Genomic DNA, 19,984 nt, shown 5'->3' on the forward strand with positions numbered 1-19,984 from the left:
ACCTTGCGAGCAAGGTAGATGGACAATGACAGACAGAGCTTTCGCTCATGTCTCCGGTTTGATGTGAGCAGGGACTGCCGAGGCAGCATGCCCAAAGAATTGTTACCTCCTGTTTCAAAAGCAGGAGGGAACCCCAGCGGGGATTCTCTCCCGCATGGGTTTAACCCTGAATAGGGCTGATGTGTAGTAGGCACTCCAGCACCGGAAAATCTGGTACTGCGGTCGAGCCACCGAGCGCTAATCGACCTTGAGTTTGCCACCGCCGCTGCGGCAAGTCCTTGAAGGCATTGGACTTCTGGGAGGGTTTTGTTTCTTGGGGTTGGGTACCCAAGCTCTTGGCTTCCTTTCGGAAGCCCTTCAAGATGACTCTACACCTCGAAGTCTTGGAGACACGCTACGCGTGTCGCACAGAGGCGCTTATGATAACGGCTTTTCGCCCATCAGGCTGCATCAATGCCTGACTGTTGGGCGCTATCCATGTGGGAGCGGGCTTGCTCGCGAATGCGGCTTATCATTCAACAATGATATTGACTGACCCAACGCCTTCGCGAGCAAGCCCGCTCCCACAGGTTGCCAAGCCCCTATTCCGTACACTGCTCGAGAGCCCTTCATGCCCCTATCCGCCAACATTCACGACGCTCCGATTGCCCACAAGGCTGAAGGCTCCGACCCGTATGCCTGGCTGCAAGAGCGCGACACCGAGGCAGTGCTCGACTACCTGAAAGCCGAAAACAGCTATCAGCAAGTGCAAACCGCCGACCAGGCCGCATTGCGCGAAACCCTGTTCCAAGAGATCAAGGGGCGGATTCTCGAGACCGATCTGTCCCTGCCCTCGCCATGGGGCCCCTATCTGTATTACACCCGCACCACGGCAGGCGATGAGTACGCCAGGCACTACCGCTGCCCGCGTCCGGCCGATGACAGCCTGACCCTCGACGAAAGCCGCGAACAACTGCTGCTGGACCCCAACGAACTGGCCAAGGGTGGTTTCTTTTCGCTCGGGGCGTTCAGCATCAGCCCGGACCACCAGCGTCTGGCCTACAGCATCGACTCCAGCGGCGAGGAGATTTACACGCTGTTCGTGAAGGAATTGTCCGACGGCCGTGTCAGCGAGCTGGAATTCCAGGACTGCGACGGCAGCATGACCTGGGCCAACGATAGCCTGACGCTATTCTTTGGCGAACTGGATGACACCCATCGTCCGCACAAGCTGTATCGCTATCGACTGGACGGTACGGCGGCCGAAGAAGTGTTCCATGAGCCGGACGGGCGCTTCTTCATGCATTGCTACCGTTCCAGCTCCGAGCAGCAATTGCTGCTGTCCGTGGGCAGCAAGACCACCAGCGAAGCCTGGGTGCTTGACGCCAACCAACCGCAGCACGCCTTTGCCTGCATCGCGCCACGGGTCGAGGAGCATGAGTACGACGTCGACCACGGCGTACTCGACGGTCAATGGACCTGGTTCATTCGCAGCAACCGTGACGGCATCAATTTCGCCTTGTACACGGCCGTCGATACCGGCGCCGCGCCCACCGAAGCCGACTGGCAGAACCTGATCCCCCACAGCGACACGGTGATGATCGACGGCATCAGCCTTAACACCGGGGCCATGACCCTGAGCCTGCGGGTTGGCGGCTTGCCGGTCATTGAAGTTCACCCACAAAGCCTGGCGCCTTATCGTGTGCAACTGCCGGATGCGGCCTACAGCCTGCACGTGCAAAACAGCCTGGAGTTCGAAAGCGACCGGATTCGCCTGCGCTACGAAGCGTTGAACCGTCCGGCGCAAATCCGCCAGCTTGAACTGGCGACCGGCGAGCAGAAAGTCCTCAAGCAAACCCCGGTGCTCGGCCCGTTCGATGCCGACGCCTACGTCAGCCAACGCCTGTGGGCCACTGCGCCGGACGGCACGCAAGTGCCCATCAGCCTGGTGATCAAGCGCGCAGACCTGGGCAAACCCGTGCCGCTGTACCTCTACGGCTATGGTGCCTACGGCGAAAGCCTCGACCCATGGTTTTCCCACGCGCGCCTGAGTCTGCTGGATCGCGGCATGGCGTTTGCCATTGCCCACGTGCGTGGCGGCGGCGAACTGGGGGAAGCCTGGTATCGCGCCGGCAAACAGGAGCACAAGCACAACACCTTCAGCGACTTTATCGCCTGCGCCGAACACCTGATCGCCCAAGGCTTCACCACTGCACCGCAGTTGGCTATCAGTGGCGGCAGCGCCGGTGGCTTGCTGATCGGCGCGGTGCTCAACCAACGGCCGGAGCTGTTTGGCGCCGCCATCGCCGAAGTGCCGTTCGTCGACGTACTCAACACCATGCTCGACCCTGATCTGCCATTGACCGTGACGGAGTACGACGAGTGGGGCAACCCTGAAGAGCCGGACGTCCATGATCGGATCAAGGCCTACGCCCCGTATGAAAATGTCACCGCGCAAGCTTATCCGGCCACCCTGGTGATCGCCGGTTACAACGACAGCCGCGTGCAGTATTGGGAAGCGGCCAAGTGGGTGGCGAAATTGCGCGCGACCAAGACCGACAGCAATCCCCTGCTGCTCAAGACTGAATTGGGTGCCGGGCATGGTGGGATGAGCGGTCGATATCAGGGATTGCGTGACGTAGCACTCGAATATGCATTTTTGTTCAAGGTTTTGGGCATGGCCTGAGGAACCTGGCGCGGCGTGCCGGTCTTAATTGCGTACACCGGCAGCCGATACAACACAAAACCCCTGTGGGAGCGGGCTTGCTCGCGAAGGCGGTGTGTCAGTCAACATCTCTGCTGAATGTTACGGCCCCTTCGCGAGCAAGCCCGCTCCCACAAGGGATTTGCGGTGAATTCAAGTCAGCGACAATCACAAAAAAGACCGTGACGACATGTCTGAACCAACCTTTCTGAACAACGAAATTCGCGACTGGCTGATGGATTGCGGCCTGTTCAATCAACTGCAGCCAGCCGACTTCGCCGCGGCTTCGGGCTACTTCAGTATCAGCACCATTGCCCAGGGCGAGGAAATCTTCCAGGAGGGCGATGCCGGCAGTTTCATGTGCATCATCCATACCGGTCAGGTGGCGGTGCAGAAAACCAACGCTGACGGGCAGCGAGTCACCATCGCCACGTTGCGCAGCGGCCGCTCGTTCGGTGAAATGGCCGTGCTCGACGGCGAACGGCGCTCGGCCAGTTGCGTGGCCGCAAGCAACTGCCAGTTGCTCAACCTGGGCAAGGACTCGCTGGAAAAGATGCTCAACGACGCACCGAAAATCGCCGCCAAGATCATCCGCGCCCTCGCCGTTTCCCTTTCCAAACGACTGCGCATGGCCGACGGTCAACTGCTTTCGCAGCAGGTCTAGCCGCCCGGCGATTTGGTTTTCGGCGGATTGGGCTCCAGGCCCGGTATCGGCTGGTCCTTGATCGGCGGGCTGGGCATTTCAATCGGCACCAACGGCGGACCGCTACTGCCGGGGCCGACTTTAGGCAAAGGCGCCGGGCTGATTTGCGGGTACGGCGTGGGCGTCGCGGTGCCGGGCGAACCGGGTATCGGCGCGGGGCTGACGGGAATCGATTGCAGCTGTTGCGCCTGCACTGCAGTTATCGAGAGCGCGGCCAGGGCAATGACCGTTAGAATGGTGCGCTTCATCAATGGCTCCGTTGGCCTTGTCGTCATAAACAGGCTACTCCCAACTGCGTCTGTTTGCCCTCCCGAGTTCTGCCAATTTTCTTCAAGTGAGCCCCATGAAACGTTTCGTTCTGCTGGACACCACCCCCATCCCTGAAAACGGCGGCGCCCTGTGCCTGTTCGAATACGGCGAGGATTTTGTCATCAAGATCCAGGGCGGCGACGGCGGACAATTGATGAACACGCGCATGCACGGCTCCGAAGATGCCCTGGCCGAGATCCCGTGTCGCAAGGTCGCCGGCCGGCCGGGTTCACGGGTGCTCATCGGCGGCCTGGGCATGGGTTTTACCCTCGCTTCGGCGCTCAAGCACCTGGGCAAGACTGCCGAAGTGGTGGTCGCTGAATTAGTGCCTGGCGTTGTGGAGTGGAATCGCGGGCCACTCGGCGAGAAAGCCGGAAACCCGCTTCAAGACCCGCGGACCGTGATTCGCATGGAAGACGTGGCCAAAGTCCTGCAGGCCGAGCCACAGGGTTTCGATGCCATCATGCTCGACGTCGACAACGGTCCCGAAGGTTTGACCCAGAAAGCCAACAGCTGGCTCTACTCCGCCGCAGGCCTCAGTGCCTGCGCCAAGGCCCTGAGACCAAAAGGCGTGTTGGCCGTCTGGTCGGCCAGCGCTGACCGGCAGTTTTCCGACAAACTGAAGAAGGCGGGTTTCAAGGCCGAGGAAGTGCAGGTCTTCGCCCACGGCAACAAGGGCACCCGCCACACCATCTGGATTGCCGAGAAGCTCAAGGGCTAGGCTAAACTTCACCCTATAACCGTCATTAGTCTTTCTACAAAGGTGAACCCATGAGTTCGTCCACCCCGACCAACACTTCGAAGCTGGATCGCATCCTCGCCGACAACCAGCGCGACAAGGAAATGGGCTACCGCGACAAGGCCCTGAAGATGTACCCGCACGTCTGTGGCCGCTGCGCCCGTGAGTTCTCCGGCAAGCGCCTGAGCGAACTGACCGTGCACCACCGCGACCACAACCACGACAACAACCCGCAGGACGGCTCGAACTGGGAGTTGTTGTGCCTGTACTGCCACGATAACGAGCACTCGCGGTATACCGACCAGCAGTATTTCGACGAAGGCTCGCTGAGCACGCCGAAAATTGCCAAGGCTACGCACAACCCGTTTGCTGCGTTGGCGGGATTGATGAAAAAAGAAGACTGAAAATCTTCAGCGCCCGAACTGCCCCCTTCGCGAGCAAGCCCGCTCCCACATTGATCCGCGTCCGCATGGGCTCCTCGGTCAACTGTGGGAGCGGGCTTGCTCGCGAAAACAATCGCCTCGACACCGCCAATCTCAAACCGAACACCCCCGCCCCATTCCCCGTATAATCCCGCTTTTTTCCCAAAAGGCACCCCGCTCGTGGCAGACAAACGGTACAGCTGCATTGGTTTGTATAACCCCAAATCACCGGAGAACGTCGGTTCGGTGATGCGCGCCGCTGGCTGTTATGGCGTGGCGTCGGTGTTCTACACCGGCAAGCGCTATGAGCGCGCCGCCGACTTCGTCACCGATACCAAGCGCGTGCACTACGACATCCCGCTGATCGGCATCGACGACCTGAAGAAAATCCTGCCCCTCAATTGTGTGCCCGTCGCCGTGGAACTGGTCGAGGGCGCCCGCCCGTTGCCGGAATACACCCACCCGGATCGCGCGCTCTACATCTTCGGCCCGGAAGACGGATCGCTGGATAAAGAGATTCGCGACTGGTGCGAAGACGTGGTCTACATTCCGACCACCGGTTGCATGAACCTGGCCGCCACGGTCAACGTCGTGCTCTACGACCGCATGTCCAAGGGGCTCAATACCCGCTCCGGGCCAAAATTCCGCTGAATCGCCACACATCCGATTGAACGAGCTGCCCGCCCAGGCTGTCAGTTTGACTATCGATCACTGAAGCCTGGAGACAGACCATGAGCGAACTCAAACCCGTCGAGCGTATCGAATCCACCCCGTTCCAGAGCCCTTCCGAGCAAAACGTGCAGGGCTGGGAACGCATTGGCTCCCTGGCCGGCGGCGTGGTGATGGTGGGCAAGGGACTGCGGCGTGGCGGGATCTTTGGCCTGGTCCAGGTGGCCATCGGCGGCGTGGCCCTGGCGCGCGGCATTACCGGTCACAGCTCGGCGAAAAGCCTGCTGGAGAAAAGCCGTCAGGACATGAACAACGTGCGGGCGAAAATTCAGCGGGCGGGTGAAGAGTTGAAGACGCTGAAGGCCAATGCCGAGGCGGCGACCAAAACCGCCAGCGTTACCGGCAATGACGCCTTGAAGTCGCCGAAAGCCGGGGTTTGATCCAGGAATTGCACCGAGGCTACCGGCCTCTTCGCGAGCAAGCCCGCTCCCACATTGGTTTTGTGTACGACACAGATCAAATGTGGGAGCGGGCTTGCTCGCGAATGGCGGTGTTACTGAATCAACTCGGTACTGAGCACTTTTGAAGAACCACCGATCACGCTCTCGCTGAGCTGAACAAACGCCTTGGTATCGATATCCCCCTCCCGCATCGCCCCGCGCAACACGTCGTCCAGCGAACGTTTGTTATGGGTTTTCAGGCGAATTTCGCGATCCAGTTCCTGCAGCAACACCACTGCCCTGGCCACCTGCGCCGGGTTGATCCGCTCACCGCGCAGCGTGGTGACTTTCTGGCTGATACTGACCAGCTTGCCGTGCAGGCTCTCGTAGCGTTCATCGCTCATGCCCCCGGCCCGGCGCACCAGTTCGATAGCGTAATACTCGGCAAAGCCTTCACTGATCCAGTTACTGCGCTGCGTGCCGTTGATTCGCCCGAACATCTGGGCCAACTCACGGACCAGGGCACTGGTGCCGCTTTCGCTGACCAACGGCAGGCGACTGTTGAGATAGATCGACTCGTGCGCCGACTGGCTGCCGCGCCACATTGGATCATTGGCCCCGACGATCAGCAGTTTGCCCGGGTGTCGCGGATACAGCGCCTGCACTTGCGGCCAGACGAAGGTCAGCAGCGTCAGCACATCCATACGGCGCATGCCCTGCCCCAGCGGCGAGGCGACTGTGACTTCGGTCTCGCCCAGACGAGTGCGGCGACTGCCGAGCTCACCAGCGAGCATCCAGCCGGTAGGCCGGTCGAACAGTCGGGAAGGGTTATCGATACGGAATTTATTCGGGCCGATTCGTGGCCAAGCGGTTTCAACGCTTTTCCAGCCACCGGGCAGCTCGAACTCAAGACGTGAAACCAGTTCGATGCCGTCCTGTTGATCGAGTCTGGCAGCCGGCACCAGATTGTCGCCGCGCATCAACGCCCAGCCTGGCGTCATGCGCGTGTCGAAGCTGCCGCTCTTGCGCCCGTGGCTGATACTCACGCGGTAGGTCAGGCTGGCCTTGTCCGCAGCCGGACGCCAGACACCGCGCGCCGCTTTGCCGGGGGTCAGTTGCCATTGGCCGTCAGCCTTGAAATCGCTGTAGTGGCTGCCGTCGCCAAGGTCGAAATCCAGGCTGCGTACCGCCGAGCCCTGGGCGAGCGTCAGGCGCACTTCGGCCTGATCGCTCTGCGGCAACAGGCGCACGTGGTAATCCAGATTGACCTTGTTCGCAGCCCATGCCGGCGAATTCACGGCCAGTAATCCAAGGATCCACGCCTGCCGCCATCCCACAGCCATACACACTCCTTCGTGAAACGTTGAACCTCAGGCAATCAGCCTGCGCGGAAAATCAGATGATCTTCCCAATCATCTTCCGGCACGCTGCCTTCGGCGAGCATGCGCCCGGACTGGGAAATCCGCTCGTGATGAACGGCATCGCGATCACCGCACACCAGGTGATGCCACAACGGCAGGTCCTTGCCTTCGCTGACCAGGCGATAGCCGCAGGTCGGTGGCAGCCATTTGAATTCGTCGGCCTTGCCCGGCGTGAGCTGGATACAGTCCGGCACCGAGTCACGGCGATTGGGATAGTCCGTGCACTGGCAGGTTTTCAGGTCCAGCAACTTGCAGGCGATGCGCGTGTAATAGACGCTGTTGTCGTCTTCGTCTTCAAGCTTTTGCAGGCAGCACAATCCACAACCGTCGCACAGCGACTCCCATTCCTCCTGATCGAGTTGATCAAGGGTCTTGCGTATCCAGAACGGTTCTACTTTGGCGGCCATGGTTCGAGCATCGACATCAGGTGGTGAAAAGGCCGCCAGTCTAGTGCCCGAAGCCCCTTGGGCCAAGCATTGGCGACTGTCGGTAGAACGGGCTTGTCAGTTTTTGCGCTGCCAAGTAGGGTTTTGCGTCGTTCCCACCTTCAAACGTAGCAAGGAATCTCTTGATGAGTGCCAACCCACGCGTTGCCGATTACGCCATTCACCCTCAGTTCACCGATCGCTGGTCGCCCCGCGCCTTTACCGGCGAAACGATCCCAGAGGAAACCCTGCTGAGCTTTTTCGAAGCCGCCCGCTGGGCACCCTCGGCCTATAACTCGCAGCCCTGGCGCTTCCTCTACGCACGTCGCGACACGCCGAACTGGGAGCGTTACCTGGGCCTGTTGAACGAATTCAACCGCAGCTGGGCGCAACATGCTTCGGCCCTGGTGATCGTGATTTCGAAAACCACCTTCGTTGCGCCTGGCGCAGCCGAAGAAACCCCGGCCCTGTGGCACACCTTCGACACCGGCTCCGCCTGGGGTCACCTGGCCTTGCAGGCGAGCCTGAGCGGCTGGCACACCCACGGCATGGCCGGCTTCGACCAGGAGCTGACCCGCAAGACACTGAACATTCCTGAAGGCTACGCCCTGCACGCCGCCGTCGCGGTGGGCAAGCTGGGGGACAAGGCGAGCCTGGCGGATTATCTGCAAGCCCGTGAAGAACCCAGCCCGCGTCGTCCATTGAGCGAGTTGGCGGCTGAAGGTGACTTCACCCTCTAAGCCACACTGCAAAACCAATGTGGGAGCGGGCTTGCTCGCGAAGAGGCCGTGTCAGACAAAGATATGTTGAATGACACAACGCATTCGCGAGCAAGCCCGCTCCCACATTTTTGATTGCGGCGAATCAATACCCGCGATCGAAATCCACTTCCCCGCGCAACGCCTCTCCCGCCTCATAAGCTCGCAGGTTCTCGACAAACAGCTTCACCATCATCGAAGGCGAAGTCGGTGCCGAGCTGTGGCCGGTCAGCAGCAGGCCCCAGGCCGTCCAGAACGGATGACGCTGGGGCAAGGGTTCCTGACGGCACACATCGATCACTGCACCCGCCAGATGCCCTTCCTTCAAGGCATCCACCAGATCCGCATCGACCACCGCCACTCCGCGTCCGGCGTTGATGAACAACCCGGTCGGCTTGAATTGCTTGAACAGCGTCGCGTCGTAGACATCGTGGGTGTCCGGCGTGTTCGGCAGCAGATTGACCACGTAATCGACTTCACCGACCAGCCGCGGCAAATCCGCCATCGAACCAACTTCGATAAACGGTGCCTGCTCCCGTGCGCTGCTGGCAACGCCATACAGTTCGACGCCAAACGGGACGAGGAACTGCGCGACACTTTGACCGATATCACCGGTGCCGACGATCAACACCCTGCGCCCCGCCAGGCTCTGGACCTGGCGACTGTCCCACTTGCGTTCGACCTGGCTGACCAGTCGCGCCAGCACTTCACGCTCGTGACCGAGCATGTACGTGAGCACGTACTCGGCCATGACCTGGCCAAAGATTCCGACTGCTCGGGTCAGCCGATAGTGCCGCGGCAAGCCATCGGCCAGCAGCGGCGTGATGCCGGCCCAGGTCGATTGCAGCCATTGCGGTTGATGGCCCTGGCGTAACAGGGTCGCCAGCAAATCAGGCTGGCCGAGCCACACCGGGCAATCGGCGGCCTGGCTGGCCAGTTCGGCGGAATCACCGCTGGTCAGCACCTCCAGGTCCGGTGCCGCCTCGCGCAACAGTTGGGCGTACACGGGGTGGTCGTGTTCAGCAATCAGGACGCGCATGCTTCAAACCTTTCAAAAACAGTGCAGACGGCCGCCGACAGAGCAGTGCTCCGTCGATGCTGCCATCGCTAAAATCAATCAGTGTTTCATAACCACTCTGAACAGAGTCTGTCTGCCGCTCACATCGGATCGTTGCGACGCAACAATTCTTCCGGCAAGTGCTCGATGTACTCGTCTTCGGCAGGCGGCATTTGCAGGTGATAACCCTGTTTCTCGAGGTTTTCCAGCACGACCGTGATGTCCTCGCGCGACAGTTTGCGCTCGGGGCTCAGCACCAGGTCGAACGCGTGGATGGCCTTGCCGAAGGCTGCCATCAGGGTATCCGGTACGCGCTCCAGAGCATCGCTCTTGAGCACATACAGGTACATTTCGTTTCTTTTCGAGCTGCGGTAGATGGAGCAAATACGTTTCAAGGCTGTTCTCCGGCGGTGGCCAGGCTGTCGAGCAGCGCCTGGCCCATCAATTCGCGGCGCCAGCCACGCAGCGAATCAGGCAATTGGTAGGGACCATTGGGGAAGCCGCTCTTGAGCAGCGCCTCCAGGGTTTTCTTGCGCAGCATCAGTTCCGGCGCGATGTTCAGGCGCTCGGCTTCGGCCTGACCTATGGCCTTCATTTGTTTGAGCAGCGCAGCAGCATCCACCGGCAACGGCTCCGGCACGGCTGGCGGCCACTGATCAGGCGACACACTGCCAGAGCGCTTGATCAGATCAAGCAGAAACTCGCCGTCCTGACGCACGGTACGTGGGTGCATGTCTTCGATTTTCGCCAGCGCGCCGAGGTTATCCGGTTGCGTACGCGCCAGTGGCCACAACGAATGCTCGCGGATGATCCGGTTGCGCGGCAGGTCGCGGGCCCGGGCTTCCTTTTCACGCCAGGCGCAGAGCTCACGCAAAACGGCAAGTTGGGCGCGAGACAGCTTCCAGGCCAGCTTGGCATCGCGATAGACCTCGTACGGATCGATCTCGCGGCGCAGGTTGGCCACCAGTTCGGCGCCATCTTCCAGGACCCAGGCGTATTTCTCGTCGGAAAGCTTTGGACGCAGTTTTACGAAAACTTCAGCCAAATGCACGGCATCTTCGGCGGCATAGCTGATCTGGGTTTCGGAAAGCGGGCGTTGCAGCCAGTCGGAACGGGTTTCCCCCTTGGGCAGGTCGATGCCGAGCACTTCCTGCACCAGCCGCGAATAGCCCATGGAAAAACCAAGGTTCAGATAAGCGGCAGCCAGTTGCGTATCGAACAGCGGCGCCGGCAGGCTGCCGGTCAGGCGTAGCAGGACTTCGAGGTCTTCGCTGCACGCGTGGACAACTTTGACCACCGCAGGGTTTTCCAGCAAAGCGGCCAATGGCTGCCAGTTGTCGATGGTCAGCGGGTCGATCAGATAGGCGCGAACGCCATCACCGATCTGCAGCAGGCCGGCGATTGGGTAGAAGGTGTCGACCCGCATGAATTCGGTGTCGAGGGCAACGAATGGCAACTGTTGCCACTCGGCACACAACCGTCCGAGGCTATCGTTGTCGCGAATCCAGTGAATATCGATGGCCACACGGCTCTCCCTTGAAGAATGGCGCGCAGTATATATCGCCCCCGGCGATTTCCGCGCATCCACTGAACAAGAGCATTAGCGAAAATTACTGCGCGACATAAAGAATAGTCCTACAAAGCCGAACTAGCCGGTCTTACCCAGCACCTGGAACCGTCGCGAGAATCACCGTATTCGGCCAACACCTGTCAAAAGCCAGGTCGACGGCCGCTGCGTGAAACAGAGTCAGAGGCGATCATTCCTTGGCCAACACGCCGTCTGTCACTGGACGACGACATCCGGCAAACATGTCCAGATCCTGGTGGTAGACCTTGCTGTCGACCTCCAGCAGCCCAAGCATCGAATGGAACAGGTTGTCCTGGCTGAGGGACTTTTCACGGCTCTGTTGCAAGCAGCGGGTATCTAGCGCAAACGACTTTTTATAGCTGTCGGAGAACCAGGCAAACATGGCGACATGCTTTTGCTGCTCCGGTGCCAGCATGTAGGGCGTGCCGTGGAGGAACAAGTTGTATTCACCCAGGGACTCGCCGTGGTCCGACAGATACAGCATCGCGGTATCCACTTTGTCCTGGTTGCTGCGCAGCAGATCGATCAAGGTCGACAGTACATGGTCGGTATAGACCAGGGTGTTGTCGTAGCCATTGACGATACTTTCGCGACTGCAATTGTTCAGGGCATTACTCTCGCAAACCGGGGTGAAGCGCTCGAACTCTTTCGGATAACGCTTGAAGTACTCAGGACCGTGGCTGCCCATCTGGTGCAATACCAATACCGTGTCCTTGTCCAGGGTATCGATGAAATGCTGCAGCCCTTGCAGCAGGATTTCATCGCGGCATTCACTGTTGGCGCACAGCGCCGGGTCCTTCAGGTTGCTGACGTCCTGAAGGGTGACGCGATCGCACGTACCTTTGCAGCCTGACTGGTTGTCACGCCAGATCACGTCGATACCCGCATGCTTGAGCACGTCCAACAGGCCTTCTTCGTTCTTTGCCTTGCTGGCGTTGTAGTCCTTGCGCCCCATGTTGGAGAACATGCAAGGCACCGATACGGCGGTTTCAGTACCGCAGGAGTGCACATCGGTGAAAGCGATCAGGCCGTCTTCCTTACTCAGCTTGGGAGTGGTGTCGCGGCTATAGCCAAGAATGCCGAAGTTCTCCGCCCGGGCACTTTCACCCACGACAAGTACCGTCAGGGATTTGCGCCCGTGAGTTTGCCAGGCTGGATTGCGCCGGGCATCTTCACCGAGCTTCACAAAAGGTTGATGTGCAGACGCAACCTGCTCGCGCAAGAAGCCAGCCGAGGCACCAATGTAGTTACTTGGCACCACCATCAGGCGTAACTCGTGGTGATTGCGAAACAACGAAGACAGGCCTTGATAGTTAACCAGTGCAACTCCACCAATGACTGCTGCCGAGGCAAAAGTCACCACAACTTTACTGAGCAGTTCACGGTGCCAACGACGATAATTAATCGGTGTCTTCCACAACAGCCAGGACGGCAAAACGCCGAGCAGTAAAATATAAACAAACAACTTGAGCGACAGCAAGTCACGCACTTCCGTTGCATTGGTCTCGGCGAAGTTACGCAGCATGCCGGTATCGATCAAAACACCATACTGGCTCATGAAATAAACCACGCCCGCGCTGGTCATGAACAGCAGGGTCAGGAGCGGCTTGAGCACCGGCCGGAATGCCAGCAGGGTCAGCACAATGTTGAAGGCCGCGAAGATCATCACCCCGAAGGCCGCGCGCATGACGATGCCTTTGCCATCGGATGCGGTGATTTCGAACAGGTGCTGCCAGAGTACAAAATTGAAGCCAACTAACAAAAGTGCACTGGCAATCAGTGTCACCCATTCGGGGCGCACGGCTTTAATATTAAGCATGATATTTGGCGGATCCTGAAAATAAGTGTCTACGGCAAATGTGAAAATTTCATTTACCGAGACAGCTCTAATTTTAGGAAGCCAACAATCAATTTTTTGTGAAAAATAAGCCAACAATTAGTTGGCTTATTAAGTCCGCCTGAAACTTTCAGACTATTTGAGAATGGTTCAGCCCCGATTCAGATTCGACTCAGGCCTGATGCAAATACCAGCGCCAGTCCTGCTCACCGACCTCCCCCATGAATTGACGATACTCAGCGCGTTTCACCGCCAGGTAGACGCCGAGGAATTCACCGCCGAAGGCTTGCCTGGCCCAACTCGAACCTTCCAGTGATCGCAAGGTGGTCAGCCAGTCTGTCGGCAACAGTTTCGTGGCCTGGGCGTAGCCATTGCCTTCCACCGGCGCACCAGGATCGAGTTGTTCGCGGATACCGCGATGAATACCGGCCAGAATCGCCGCAGCCGCCAGATAGGGGTTGGCATCTGCGCCACAGATTCGATGCTCGATGTGCCGGGAATACGCAGGCCCACCAGGTACGCGCAGGCTCACGGTGCGATTGTCCACGCCCCAGGTGGCCGCCAGGGGCGCATAGCTGTTGGCCTGGAATCGACGGTAGGAGTTGGCGTTGGGGCAGAACAGCAACAGCGAATCGAGCAAGGTACTGAGCATGCCGGCGACGGCCTGCTTGAGCAGCGGCGTTCCATCCGCAGCTTCGCTGGCGAAGAGGTTGTTGCCGTCCTTGTCCGCCAGGCTCACGTGCATGTGCATCCCGGTGCCGGCAAGGTCATCGAAAGGCTTGGCCATGAAACAGGCTGTCATACCGTGCTTGTGCGCCACGCCTTTGACCAGACGCTTGTAGCGCACCGCTTCATCCATCGCCTGTAGTGCGTCGGTGCGGTGTTCGAGGGTGATCTCCACTTGCCCCGGCGCGTATTCGGAAATGGCCGTGCGCGCCGGAATCCCCTGAAGTTTGCAGGCACTGTAGAGATCGGCCAGGAACGGCTCGATCTGTTCAAGCTCGCGTAAACCATAGACCTGGGTGCCGTACGGACGCCCGCCATCGACATCCCGTGCCGGTTGCGGCCGGCCATTGCTGTCGCGTTGCTGATCCAGCAGGTAGAACTCCAATTCCGCCGCCATGACCGGGTAATAACCGTCTGCCTGCAAACCCTCGATGACCTTCGCCAGCAAATGACGGGGATCGGCAATAGTGGCGGGCATTCCCTCCGTTGGGTGCATGCTGACCTGCACGGCCGCGGTCGGTATCAGACGCCACGGCATACGCGTGAGGCTGCCGCTGATCGGGTAGGCCCGGCAGTCGATATCACCGACATCCCAGACCAGCCCGGAGTTTTCCACGTCATCACCGTTGATGGTCAGGCCGAGGATGGTGCTTGGCAATGGTCGCCCGCTTTCATACACCGCCAACAACTCGTCACGATGCAGCAACTTGCCCCGCGGCACACCGTTGTTGTCGAGGATGAACAGCTCGAACATTTCAATATCCGGGTTCTGCTCCAGAAAGGTCAGGGCTTCTTGCCGGGTGGCAAACGAGGTCGTGGCACAACTCATGGGAACTCTCTTTTTCCGTGTCAGACGGGTACGCAAAAGCACCCGCACTTTAATCCCGCCATCAAGCGGAACAGGTAGGAACAATCAACGGAAAAAGCAGGAATCCGGCGGGCGCGCATGGCGGCAATGCCACAGCGCCCAAAAAGCCAGTTCAGAAGGAAGTGCAGAGAGGTTTGGCGCGGTGGCAGGCGTGAATCGACGACCAAGGCTCGACGCTCGAACGCCGTTGGATGCCTTGCAGTGGATTGCGACTGGCCAACCGTCCATAGAGAGAACCGCAGAAAACAGATGACCCGCAGCGTCACACGATGGCTTAAGTCGTTAAATCAGGATTTGAAGAACCTTGGATGTCGTCTGGCTAAACATTTGGCGGTTTTGTGCTGCCTTCTGTGGGGAGAAGGCCTGTATTTGATTTCTAAATACCACCCCGGACTTTCTGATTTGCGCCCTTCGGGCCTCGCGCGCCTTAATCGCCCGCCTATTCATCAAGGTCCGATCATGGAAAACACCCGAGCCACTTCCCGCCCTGCCCTATGGCTCATGTTCAGCATTGTCCTGGTTGCCCTGAACCTGCGCCCTTCCATGGCCGCTGTCGGGCCGCTGCTCTCAGCGATTCGCGACGACATTGCGCTGAGCTTCAGCCAGGCTTCACTGCTGACAATGTTGCCGGTGACGGCCATGGGGCTGGCGATGTTTGTCGGCCTGCGCGTCAGTCAGCGATTCGGCGATCAACGCACGGTAGTCTTCTCATTGTTGATCATCGGCGTGGCCACGCTTTCGCGGTTGTTCCTTGATTCAGCCGCGCAGTTGCTCCTCAGCGCGGTGCTGGCCGGTGTCGGGATCGCCCTGATCCAGGCCCTGATGCCAGCGTTGATCAAATCCCGCTTCAGCGACCACGTTGCGCTGTGCATGGGGCTCTACGTCACATCGATCATGGGCGGTGCGGCCATGGGGGCTTCCTTTGCGCCGCTGGTGATGGAGCGTACCGGCAGCTGGCGTATGGGCCTGGCGATCTGGGCCGTTCTCGCTGTGCTGGCATTGCTCTTCTGGCGCAGCCAAAGCGCGGGGATGCCAACACTGGACTCGAGGGCATCCGGCAAAGGTTCGTACTTTGCCAATTCCCGCGCGTGGTTACTCGCGATTTTCTTTGGCCTGGGCACTGCGTCCTACACCTGTGTTCTGGCCTGGCTGGCGCCTTACTACGTGGAAAAGGGCTGGAGCGAGCAACACGCCGGATTGTTGCTCGGTTTTTTGACCGCCATGGAAGTGCTGTCGGGTCTGTTGACGCCCGTCATCGCCAACCGCAGCCGCGACCGCCGCGTCGTGCTGATGGTATTGCTGACACTGATCATCGCCGGTTTCTGCGGACTGATTCTGAGCCCACGGCATTTGAGCCTGCTGTGGCCATGCCTGCTGGGGCTGGGCATTGGCGGCCTGTTCCCGATGAGCCTGATCGTATCGCTGGATCATCTGGACAATCCATTGCGTGCTGGCGGCCTGACCGCATTCGTGCAAGGCATCGGCTACTTGATCGCCGGCCTGTCGCCGCTGCTGGCGGGGATCATCCGCGACCAGCTCGGCAGCTTTGAATGGGCCTGGTGGTCGCTCACGGCGGTCATGGCACTGATGATGCTGATGGTTTTGCGCTTCAACCCAAGGCACTACGCCCGCCACATCCATTGACCCGGAGCCTGCCATGAAAACCACCGTTTTCGCCGTCGCTCACGCCAGCATGCTGCTTTGGGCCTTGTTGATCGCCGCATCGTTTTCCGCGGCGGCGCAAGTCAGCCAGGCCATCGACCCGATCCTGCTGACGGGTTTACGCCTGCTGTTTTGCGCTTTGGTGTTTCTGCCGTTGTTGCTGCTCAAAGGCGATGCCGTCATGACCGCCCGCGCACTGTTTGGTCACGCGGTGCTCGGCCTGCTGCTGGCGCTGTACTTCGGTTCGCTGTTCGAAGCGTTGCGCTACACCTCGGCCGTCAACACCGGGACGATGTTCACGCTGGTGCCACTGATGACCCTGGGTTTCGAAGCCGTGCTCACACCTGACAGCCGTCTGAAACAACGGATTATGCCGATGCTGCTCGCCGCTGCCGGGGCGGTGTTGTTGATCATGAAAGGCACCGGCCCCGGCGAGTTGCCATCGCCCTATGCATTAACGGTGTACGGCATCGGTTGCTTGGCGATGGCGCTCTACGCCCCCCTCAGCCAGCGCCTGAAAGCCAATAGCCTCAAGGGACGCGGACCGGTGTCCATGACGTTCTGGAACATGCTGTTCGGTGCGCTGTTTCTGCTGGTGTTCTGTGGATTGAGTGGCGGTTGGCGTTCGGCATCATTACTGACGCTCAACGACTTCTATTGGCTAATGTACCTGGCAGTGTTCGCCACCCTGGCGACGTTCTGGCTGCTGCACCGGGCCATCGGCGTGATCGCGCCGTCCTCGGTGATTTCCTACATCTACCTGAGCACGCTGTTCATCACCTTGTTCCACTGGCTATGGGGACACCAGACGCCGCTGCCGCTGGAAATGACCGGCGCGGTGCTGGTGGGCCTCGGCATGTTCGCGCTATTGATGTCCAGCCGCCGCGCCGTGTCGGCGATGGTCCAGGGCTGACACGGCCTTGGGCGAAACGTCCTGCAAGGCATTCTCCCTGCTCGCCCATTCCGCTAGGATAATTCACCACCCTTGCACACGGTCAGCGCAAGGGACGCAGCGAGATGGAATGGATGCTGAACAGTAATTCGCTTAGAAAGCTCGACATGCAGGACCTCATGGTGTTCGTCGCCGTGTATGAGCAGAACAGCGTCACCGACGTATCCGAGACGCTTTGCGTCAGCCAGTCCACCGTGAGTTACTGCCTGAAAAAATTGCGCGCCAGTTTTGAGGACGAACTGTTCATCAATACTCGCACCGGCGGCATGCAGCCCACCGGCAAGGCCAGCGCGATGTACCCTCACGTGCTGAAAATCCTCGAAAGCATCAACCTGTGTCACGCCGGCTTACCCACGTTCGACCCAGGCCTGCAACCCGTGACCTTCAACATCTGCGCCCCGGAATATTTCGAGCAACTGATCCTGCCGCGCTTGTTGAAAACCTTCGACCTCGCCGATCTTCCGGTGATGGTCAATGTGTTCAAACTCCAGGCCGATATCCCTGCCCAAGCGTTGCGCGAAGGCAGCCTCGACCTGGTGATGTGCTTCGGCCCGAACTTTCATCGCAGTCACGTCGATTTCAAATCGCAGACGCTGCTCGAAGATGACCTGGTGTGTGTTTTCGACAAACGCGCCACGCCGGCAGAACCACGCTTGAGCCTGCAAACCTATGTCGAACGTCGACACGTGTTCCCGACACCCTGGACGTCCGCCACCAACATGGTCGACGGCTGGCTAGCGCAGCAGGCTCAACAGCGCCAGATCGTCGCACGCGCCAACAGCTACAGCGCAGCGTTGAAGCTGATTACCGGCACCGACTATGCCCTGACCCTGCCCCGACGCATTCAGCGACTGCTGGCCAGTGCAGACACCTTCAATCACTGTGAAGCGCCCGAAGGCTTGCCGGGTTTTACCCTCGACATGCAGTGGGACCAGGGTGTCGATCAGGACAGCGCCAACACCTGGCTGCGAGCGCAGGTGATCCAGGCCTGTGTCGAGCAGGAAACGGCCTGAAACTCAGTTGCTGATGGCGGTCTTGCTGTAGGAATCGCGATCGATGTCGAGAATTTCCACGCACAACTGGACTTCAACGCCGCTCGGCCACTCACACACGTCCTGCACCACCGCCAGCAGGCTTTCAGACAGCTGTTTCTTGATCTGTGCGGAACGACCACTCAACAGTGCCAGCTTCACATGCACGAACGCCCGTTCAGCCAATGCAGTACCGACCTTGAACGCCTCGACCCTGATCGCGCGGCTCTTGATGTCGAATTCGGCAGCAAACTGACCGGAAGCCACCAGCGTATTGTTCAACCGCATCAATGCCACTTCGGCATTCAGATCAGTCAGGTTGGCGGTGTATTCCATGTGCAGGTGAGGCATGAGTGGGTTCCTGTAAGTGGGGTGGAAAGGTCGTACATATAACACAGCGCCACCCTGTTCATTCGGGCAGCGGCAATACGGCACGCTCACTCATGAACGCCTCCAGGCGCGATCGTAACCAGCGCTCGGCAGGGTCGCTATCGACATGGCTGAGCCAGACCATGGATAGATCCAGGGTCGGTGTCTTGAAGGGAAAGGGTTCCTTGAACAGCATTCCCGATGCAGCCATCGCCTCAGCGGTGTAGTCCGGCAGGCTGGCAATCAGGTCGGTGCCGGCAAGCAGGGCCGGTAATGCACTGTACTGCGGCACCGAAAGCACCACCTGGCGTGTGCGACCGATATCCGCCAGCCACTCGTCGGCATAGCCACTGACGTTGGCGGTATGGGACACCAGCACGTGCGGTCGCGCGCAATATTCATCGAGGGTCAGCGGTGTATCAGAGGCATCGGCGCGCAAAATGCTGGGCTGGATGTGTCGCAACAACTTGCGCTTGGCATTGGCCGGCAAGCCACGGGTCTGGCTGATACCCACCGTGATATCGCCGGCTGCCAGCAAGTCGGGAATCCGCCAGTAATCGACATGCTGCACCACAAACACCACGTTGGGCGCTTCCTGGCGCAGCGCTCGCAGCAATGGCGGTAACAGCCCGAACTCGACATCGTCGGACAACCCGATGCGGAACGACATCGTGCTGCTGGCCGGGTCAAAATCATGGGTCAGGCTCAAGGCCACGGACAAGGAATCCAGCGCCGGCGACAGGTGCCTGATGATCTCCTCGGCCCGTGCCGTCGGCTCCATGCGATGGCCAACGCGTATGAACAGCGGATCATTGAACATCGCACGCAAGCGGTTGAGCGCCGAACTGATGGTCGGCTGACCGAGAAACAGCTTCTCCGCCACCCGAGTGACATTGCGTTCGAGCATCAGCGTTTCGAATACCACCATCAGGTTGATATCCGCCTTGCGAAGTTCATTGCGATTCATCCACTGCCCCGATCCCAAAAATCTGCTGACAGTTTAGGTAGCTGGTGCGACTGCCGTCTATCCAACACAGGTCCAACAGCCCAACGCGAGTCAGGTTTATGTGATTTTTTTTACAATGACCTTGTAGGAGCGAGCCTGCTCGCGAAAAACTTCTGGACACCCGGCGGCATCAGACAGCCAGTGTCATCGTTAAAGACCATCGCGAGCGGGCTCGCTCCTACAGGGACGCCAAAAACAAAACCCCTACCTGCATACGCAGATAGGGGTTTCGGAATTTAATCTTGACGATGACCTACTCTCACATGGGGAAACCCCACACTACCATCGGCGATGCATCGTTTCACTGCTGAGTTCGGGA

General features: G+C 59.4%; 20 protein-coding genes. 10 read left to right on the forward strand and 10 right to left on the reverse strand.

The features are described 5' to 3' along the window. Window positions 1-610 precede the first annotated feature (610 nt). Both KGB20_RS19550 and KGB20_RS19555 read left to right on the forward strand, forming a co-directional pair. Entirely contained in the window at window positions 611-2,665 is a 2,055-nt protein-coding gene (locus KGB20_RS19550) for a S9 family peptidase (protein WP_154946949.1), read from the forward strand. 208 nt (window positions 2,666-2,873) lie between these two features. Further along, complete coding sequence (locus tag KGB20_RS19555; protein ID WP_057715999.1) at window positions 2,874-3,347, forward strand: Crp/Fnr family transcriptional regulator; 474 nt, start codon at window positions 2,874-2,876, stop codon at window positions 3,345-3,347. Here the strand turns inward: KGB20_RS19555 and KGB20_RS19560 are convergent. Then, window positions 3,344-3,634, reverse strand: a complete 291-nt coding sequence (locus KGB20_RS19560) for a hypothetical protein (protein ID WP_057716000.1) — start codon at window positions 3,632-3,634, stop codon at window positions 3,344-3,346. The genes KGB20_RS19555 and KGB20_RS19560 overlap by 4 nt on opposite strands. Window positions 3,635-3,729: 95 nt before the next feature. Here KGB20_RS19560 and KGB20_RS19565 point away from each other — a divergent pair, with 95 nt between their 5' ends. From KGB20_RS19565 to KGB20_RS19580, 4 genes are all read left to right on the forward strand, one after another. After that, the gene (locus tag KGB20_RS19565) at window positions 3,730-4,416 is read left to right on the forward strand and encodes a spermidine synthase (RefSeq protein ID WP_154860803.1); all 687 of its coding nucleotides are present in this window, start codon (window positions 3,730-3,732) and stop codon (window positions 4,414-4,416) included. Window positions 4,417-4,466: 50 nt separating this feature from the next. Further along, window positions 4,467-4,838 (forward strand): YajD family HNH nuclease, encoded by a 372-nt coding sequence (locus KGB20_RS19570; RefSeq protein WP_007898702.1) that lies wholly within the window; start codon window positions 4,467-4,469, stop codon window positions 4,836-4,838. A 198-nt stretch (window positions 4,839-5,036) separates the two neighbouring features. Beyond that, window positions 5,037-5,507: an RNA methyltransferase gene (locus tag KGB20_RS19575; protein ID WP_007993783.1), complete on the forward strand. Its 471-nt coding sequence runs from the start codon at window positions 5,037-5,039 to the stop codon at window positions 5,505-5,507. Window positions 5,508-5,587: 80 nt separating this feature from the next. After that, window positions 5,588-5,965, forward strand: coding sequence for a DUF2892 domain-containing protein (locus tag KGB20_RS19580; RefSeq protein ID WP_154910877.1), 378 nt, complete (start codon window positions 5,588-5,590; stop codon window positions 5,963-5,965). A gap of 113 nt (window positions 5,966-6,078) precedes the next feature. Here the strand turns inward: KGB20_RS19580 and KGB20_RS19585 are convergent, their stop codons facing one another. After that, window positions 6,079-7,308 (reverse strand): hypothetical protein, encoded by a 1,230-nt coding sequence (locus KGB20_RS19585; protein WP_154946950.1) that lies wholly within the window; start codon window positions 7,306-7,308, stop codon window positions 6,079-6,081. Window positions 7,309-7,343: 35 nt separating this feature from the next. Then, window positions 7,344-7,793, reverse strand: coding sequence for a YcgN family cysteine cluster protein (locus KGB20_RS19590; RefSeq protein WP_008015986.1), 450 nt, complete (start codon window positions 7,791-7,793; stop codon window positions 7,344-7,346). A gap of 164 nt (window positions 7,794-7,957) precedes the next feature. Here KGB20_RS19590 and KGB20_RS19595 point away from each other — a divergent pair, with 164 nt between their 5' ends. After that, entirely contained in the window at window positions 7,958-8,551 is a 594-nt protein-coding gene (locus tag KGB20_RS19595) for a nitroreductase family protein (RefSeq protein WP_154860806.1), read from the forward strand. Between the two features lie 124 nt (window positions 8,552-8,675). Here the strand turns inward: KGB20_RS19595 and KGB20_RS19600 are convergent, their stop codons facing one another. From KGB20_RS19600 to KGB20_RS19620, 5 genes are all read right to left on the reverse strand, one after another. After that, entirely contained in the window at window positions 8,676-9,608 is a 933-nt protein-coding gene (locus KGB20_RS19600) for a D-2-hydroxyacid dehydrogenase (RefSeq protein WP_154946951.1), read from the reverse strand. A 119-nt stretch (window positions 9,609-9,727) separates the two neighbouring features. Then, entirely contained in the window at window positions 9,728-10,021 is a 294-nt protein-coding gene (locus tag KGB20_RS19605; protein WP_057716006.1) for a YcgL domain-containing protein, read from the reverse strand. Next, window positions 10,018-11,151, reverse strand: a complete 1,134-nt coding sequence (rnd, locus tag KGB20_RS19610; RefSeq protein ID WP_090453691.1) for a ribonuclease D — start codon at window positions 11,149-11,151, stop codon at window positions 10,018-10,020. The genes KGB20_RS19605 and rnd overlap by 4 nt, the downstream gene beginning before the upstream one ends. 232 nt (window positions 11,152-11,383) lie before the next feature. Next, window positions 11,384-13,033, reverse strand: a complete 1,650-nt coding sequence (locus KGB20_RS19615; RefSeq protein WP_150815306.1) for a phosphoethanolamine transferase — start codon at window positions 13,031-13,033, stop codon at window positions 11,384-11,386. A 190-nt stretch (window positions 13,034-13,223) separates the two neighbouring features. After that, complete coding sequence (locus KGB20_RS19620; protein ID WP_154947932.1) at window positions 13,224-14,606, reverse strand: glutamine synthetase family protein; 1,383 nt, start codon at window positions 14,604-14,606, stop codon at window positions 13,224-13,226. Between the two features lie 498 nt (window positions 14,607-15,104). Here KGB20_RS19620 and KGB20_RS19625 point away from each other — a divergent pair, with 498 nt between their 5' ends. The 3 genes from KGB20_RS19625 (at window position 15,105) to KGB20_RS19635 (ending at window position 18,272) form a co-directional block, all read left to right on the forward strand. Continuing rightward, complete coding sequence (locus KGB20_RS19625; RefSeq protein ID WP_090453687.1) at window positions 15,105-16,289, forward strand: cyanate transporter; 1,185 nt, start codon at window positions 15,105-15,107, stop codon at window positions 16,287-16,289. 13 nt (window positions 16,290-16,302) lie between these two features. Further along, entirely contained in the window at window positions 16,303-17,220 is a 918-nt protein-coding gene (locus KGB20_RS19630; RefSeq protein WP_150815307.1) for a DMT family transporter, read from the forward strand. Between the two features lie 113 nt (window positions 17,221-17,333). After that, window positions 17,334-18,272 carry a LysR family transcriptional regulator gene (locus tag KGB20_RS19635; RefSeq protein ID WP_150815308.1) on the forward strand — a complete coding sequence of 313 codons (939 nt, stop codon included), beginning with the start codon at window positions 17,334-17,336 and terminating at the stop codon, window positions 18,270-18,272. Between the two features lie 3 nt (window positions 18,273-18,275). Here the strand turns inward: KGB20_RS19635 and KGB20_RS19640 are convergent, their stop codons facing one another. Then, complete coding sequence (locus KGB20_RS19640) at window positions 18,276-18,641, reverse strand: 5-carboxymethyl-2-hydroxymuconate Delta-isomerase (RefSeq protein WP_090453683.1); 366 nt, start codon at window positions 18,639-18,641, stop codon at window positions 18,276-18,278. 58 nt (window positions 18,642-18,699) lie between these two features. Beyond that, window positions 18,700-19,626, reverse strand: a complete 927-nt coding sequence (locus KGB20_RS19645; RefSeq protein WP_150815309.1) for a LysR substrate-binding domain-containing protein — start codon at window positions 19,624-19,626, stop codon at window positions 18,700-18,702. Window positions 19,627-19,984: the final 358 nt, after the last annotated feature.

The organism is Pseudomonas sp. BF-R-30 (assembly GCF_019956175.1).
Classification (GTDB): domain Bacteria; phylum Pseudomonadota; class Gammaproteobacteria; order Pseudomonadales; family Pseudomonadaceae; genus Aquipseudomonas; species Aquipseudomonas jessenii.

Excerpts from the sequence above, each read along its gene's own strand:
- KGB20_RS19550 (WP_154946949.1), top strand. The coding sequence starts at position 611 with ATGCCCCTATCCGCCAACATTCACGACGCTCCGATTGCCCACAAGGCT.
- KGB20_RS19555 (WP_057715999.1), top strand. The coding sequence starts at position 2,874 with ATGTCTGAACCAACCTTTCTGAACAACGAAATTCGCGACTGGCTGATG.
- KGB20_RS19560 (WP_057716000.1), bottom strand. The coding sequence starts at position 3,634 with ATGAAGCGCACCATTCTAACGGTCATTGCCCTGGCCGCGCTCTCGATA.
- KGB20_RS19565 (WP_154860803.1), top strand. The coding sequence starts at position 3,730 with ATGAAACGTTTCGTTCTGCTGGACACCACCCCCATCCCTGAAAACGGC.
- KGB20_RS19570 (WP_007898702.1), top strand. The coding sequence starts at position 4,467 with ATGAGTTCGTCCACCCCGACCAACACTTCGAAGCTGGATCGCATCCTC.
- KGB20_RS19580 (WP_154910877.1), top strand. The coding sequence starts at position 5,588 with ATGAGCGAACTCAAACCCGTCGAGCGTATCGAATCCACCCCGTTCCAG.
- KGB20_RS19585 (WP_154946950.1), bottom strand. The coding sequence starts at position 7,308 with ATGGCTGTGGGATGGCGGCAGGCGTGGATCCTTGGATTACTGGCCGTG.
- KGB20_RS19590 (WP_008015986.1), bottom strand. The coding sequence starts at position 7,793 with ATGGCCGCCAAAGTAGAACCGTTCTGGATACGCAAGACCCTTGATCAA.
- KGB20_RS19595 (WP_154860806.1), top strand. The coding sequence starts at position 7,958 with ATGAGTGCCAACCCACGCGTTGCCGATTACGCCATTCACCCTCAGTTC.
- KGB20_RS19600 (WP_154946951.1), bottom strand. The coding sequence starts at position 9,608 with ATGCGCGTCCTGATTGCTGAACACGACCACCCCGTGTACGCCCAACTG.
- KGB20_RS19615 (WP_150815306.1), bottom strand. The coding sequence starts at position 13,033 with ATGCTTAATATTAAAGCCGTGCGCCCCGAATGGGTGACACTGATTGCC.
- KGB20_RS19620 (WP_154947932.1), bottom strand. The coding sequence starts at position 14,606 with ATGAGTTGTGCCACGACCTCGTTTGCCACCCGGCAAGAAGCCCTGACC.
- KGB20_RS19625 (WP_090453687.1), top strand. The coding sequence starts at position 15,105 with ATGGAAAACACCCGAGCCACTTCCCGCCCTGCCCTATGGCTCATGTTC.
- KGB20_RS19630 (WP_150815307.1), top strand. The coding sequence starts at position 16,303 with ATGAAAACCACCGTTTTCGCCGTCGCTCACGCCAGCATGCTGCTTTGG.
- KGB20_RS19635 (WP_150815308.1), top strand. The coding sequence starts at position 17,334 with ATGCTGAACAGTAATTCGCTTAGAAAGCTCGACATGCAGGACCTCATG.
- KGB20_RS19640 (WP_090453683.1), bottom strand. The coding sequence starts at position 18,641 with ATGCCTCACCTGCACATGGAATACACCGCCAACCTGACTGATCTGAAT.
- KGB20_RS19645 (WP_150815309.1), bottom strand. The coding sequence starts at position 19,626 with ATGAATCGCAATGAACTTCGCAAGGCGGATATCAACCTGATGGTGGTA.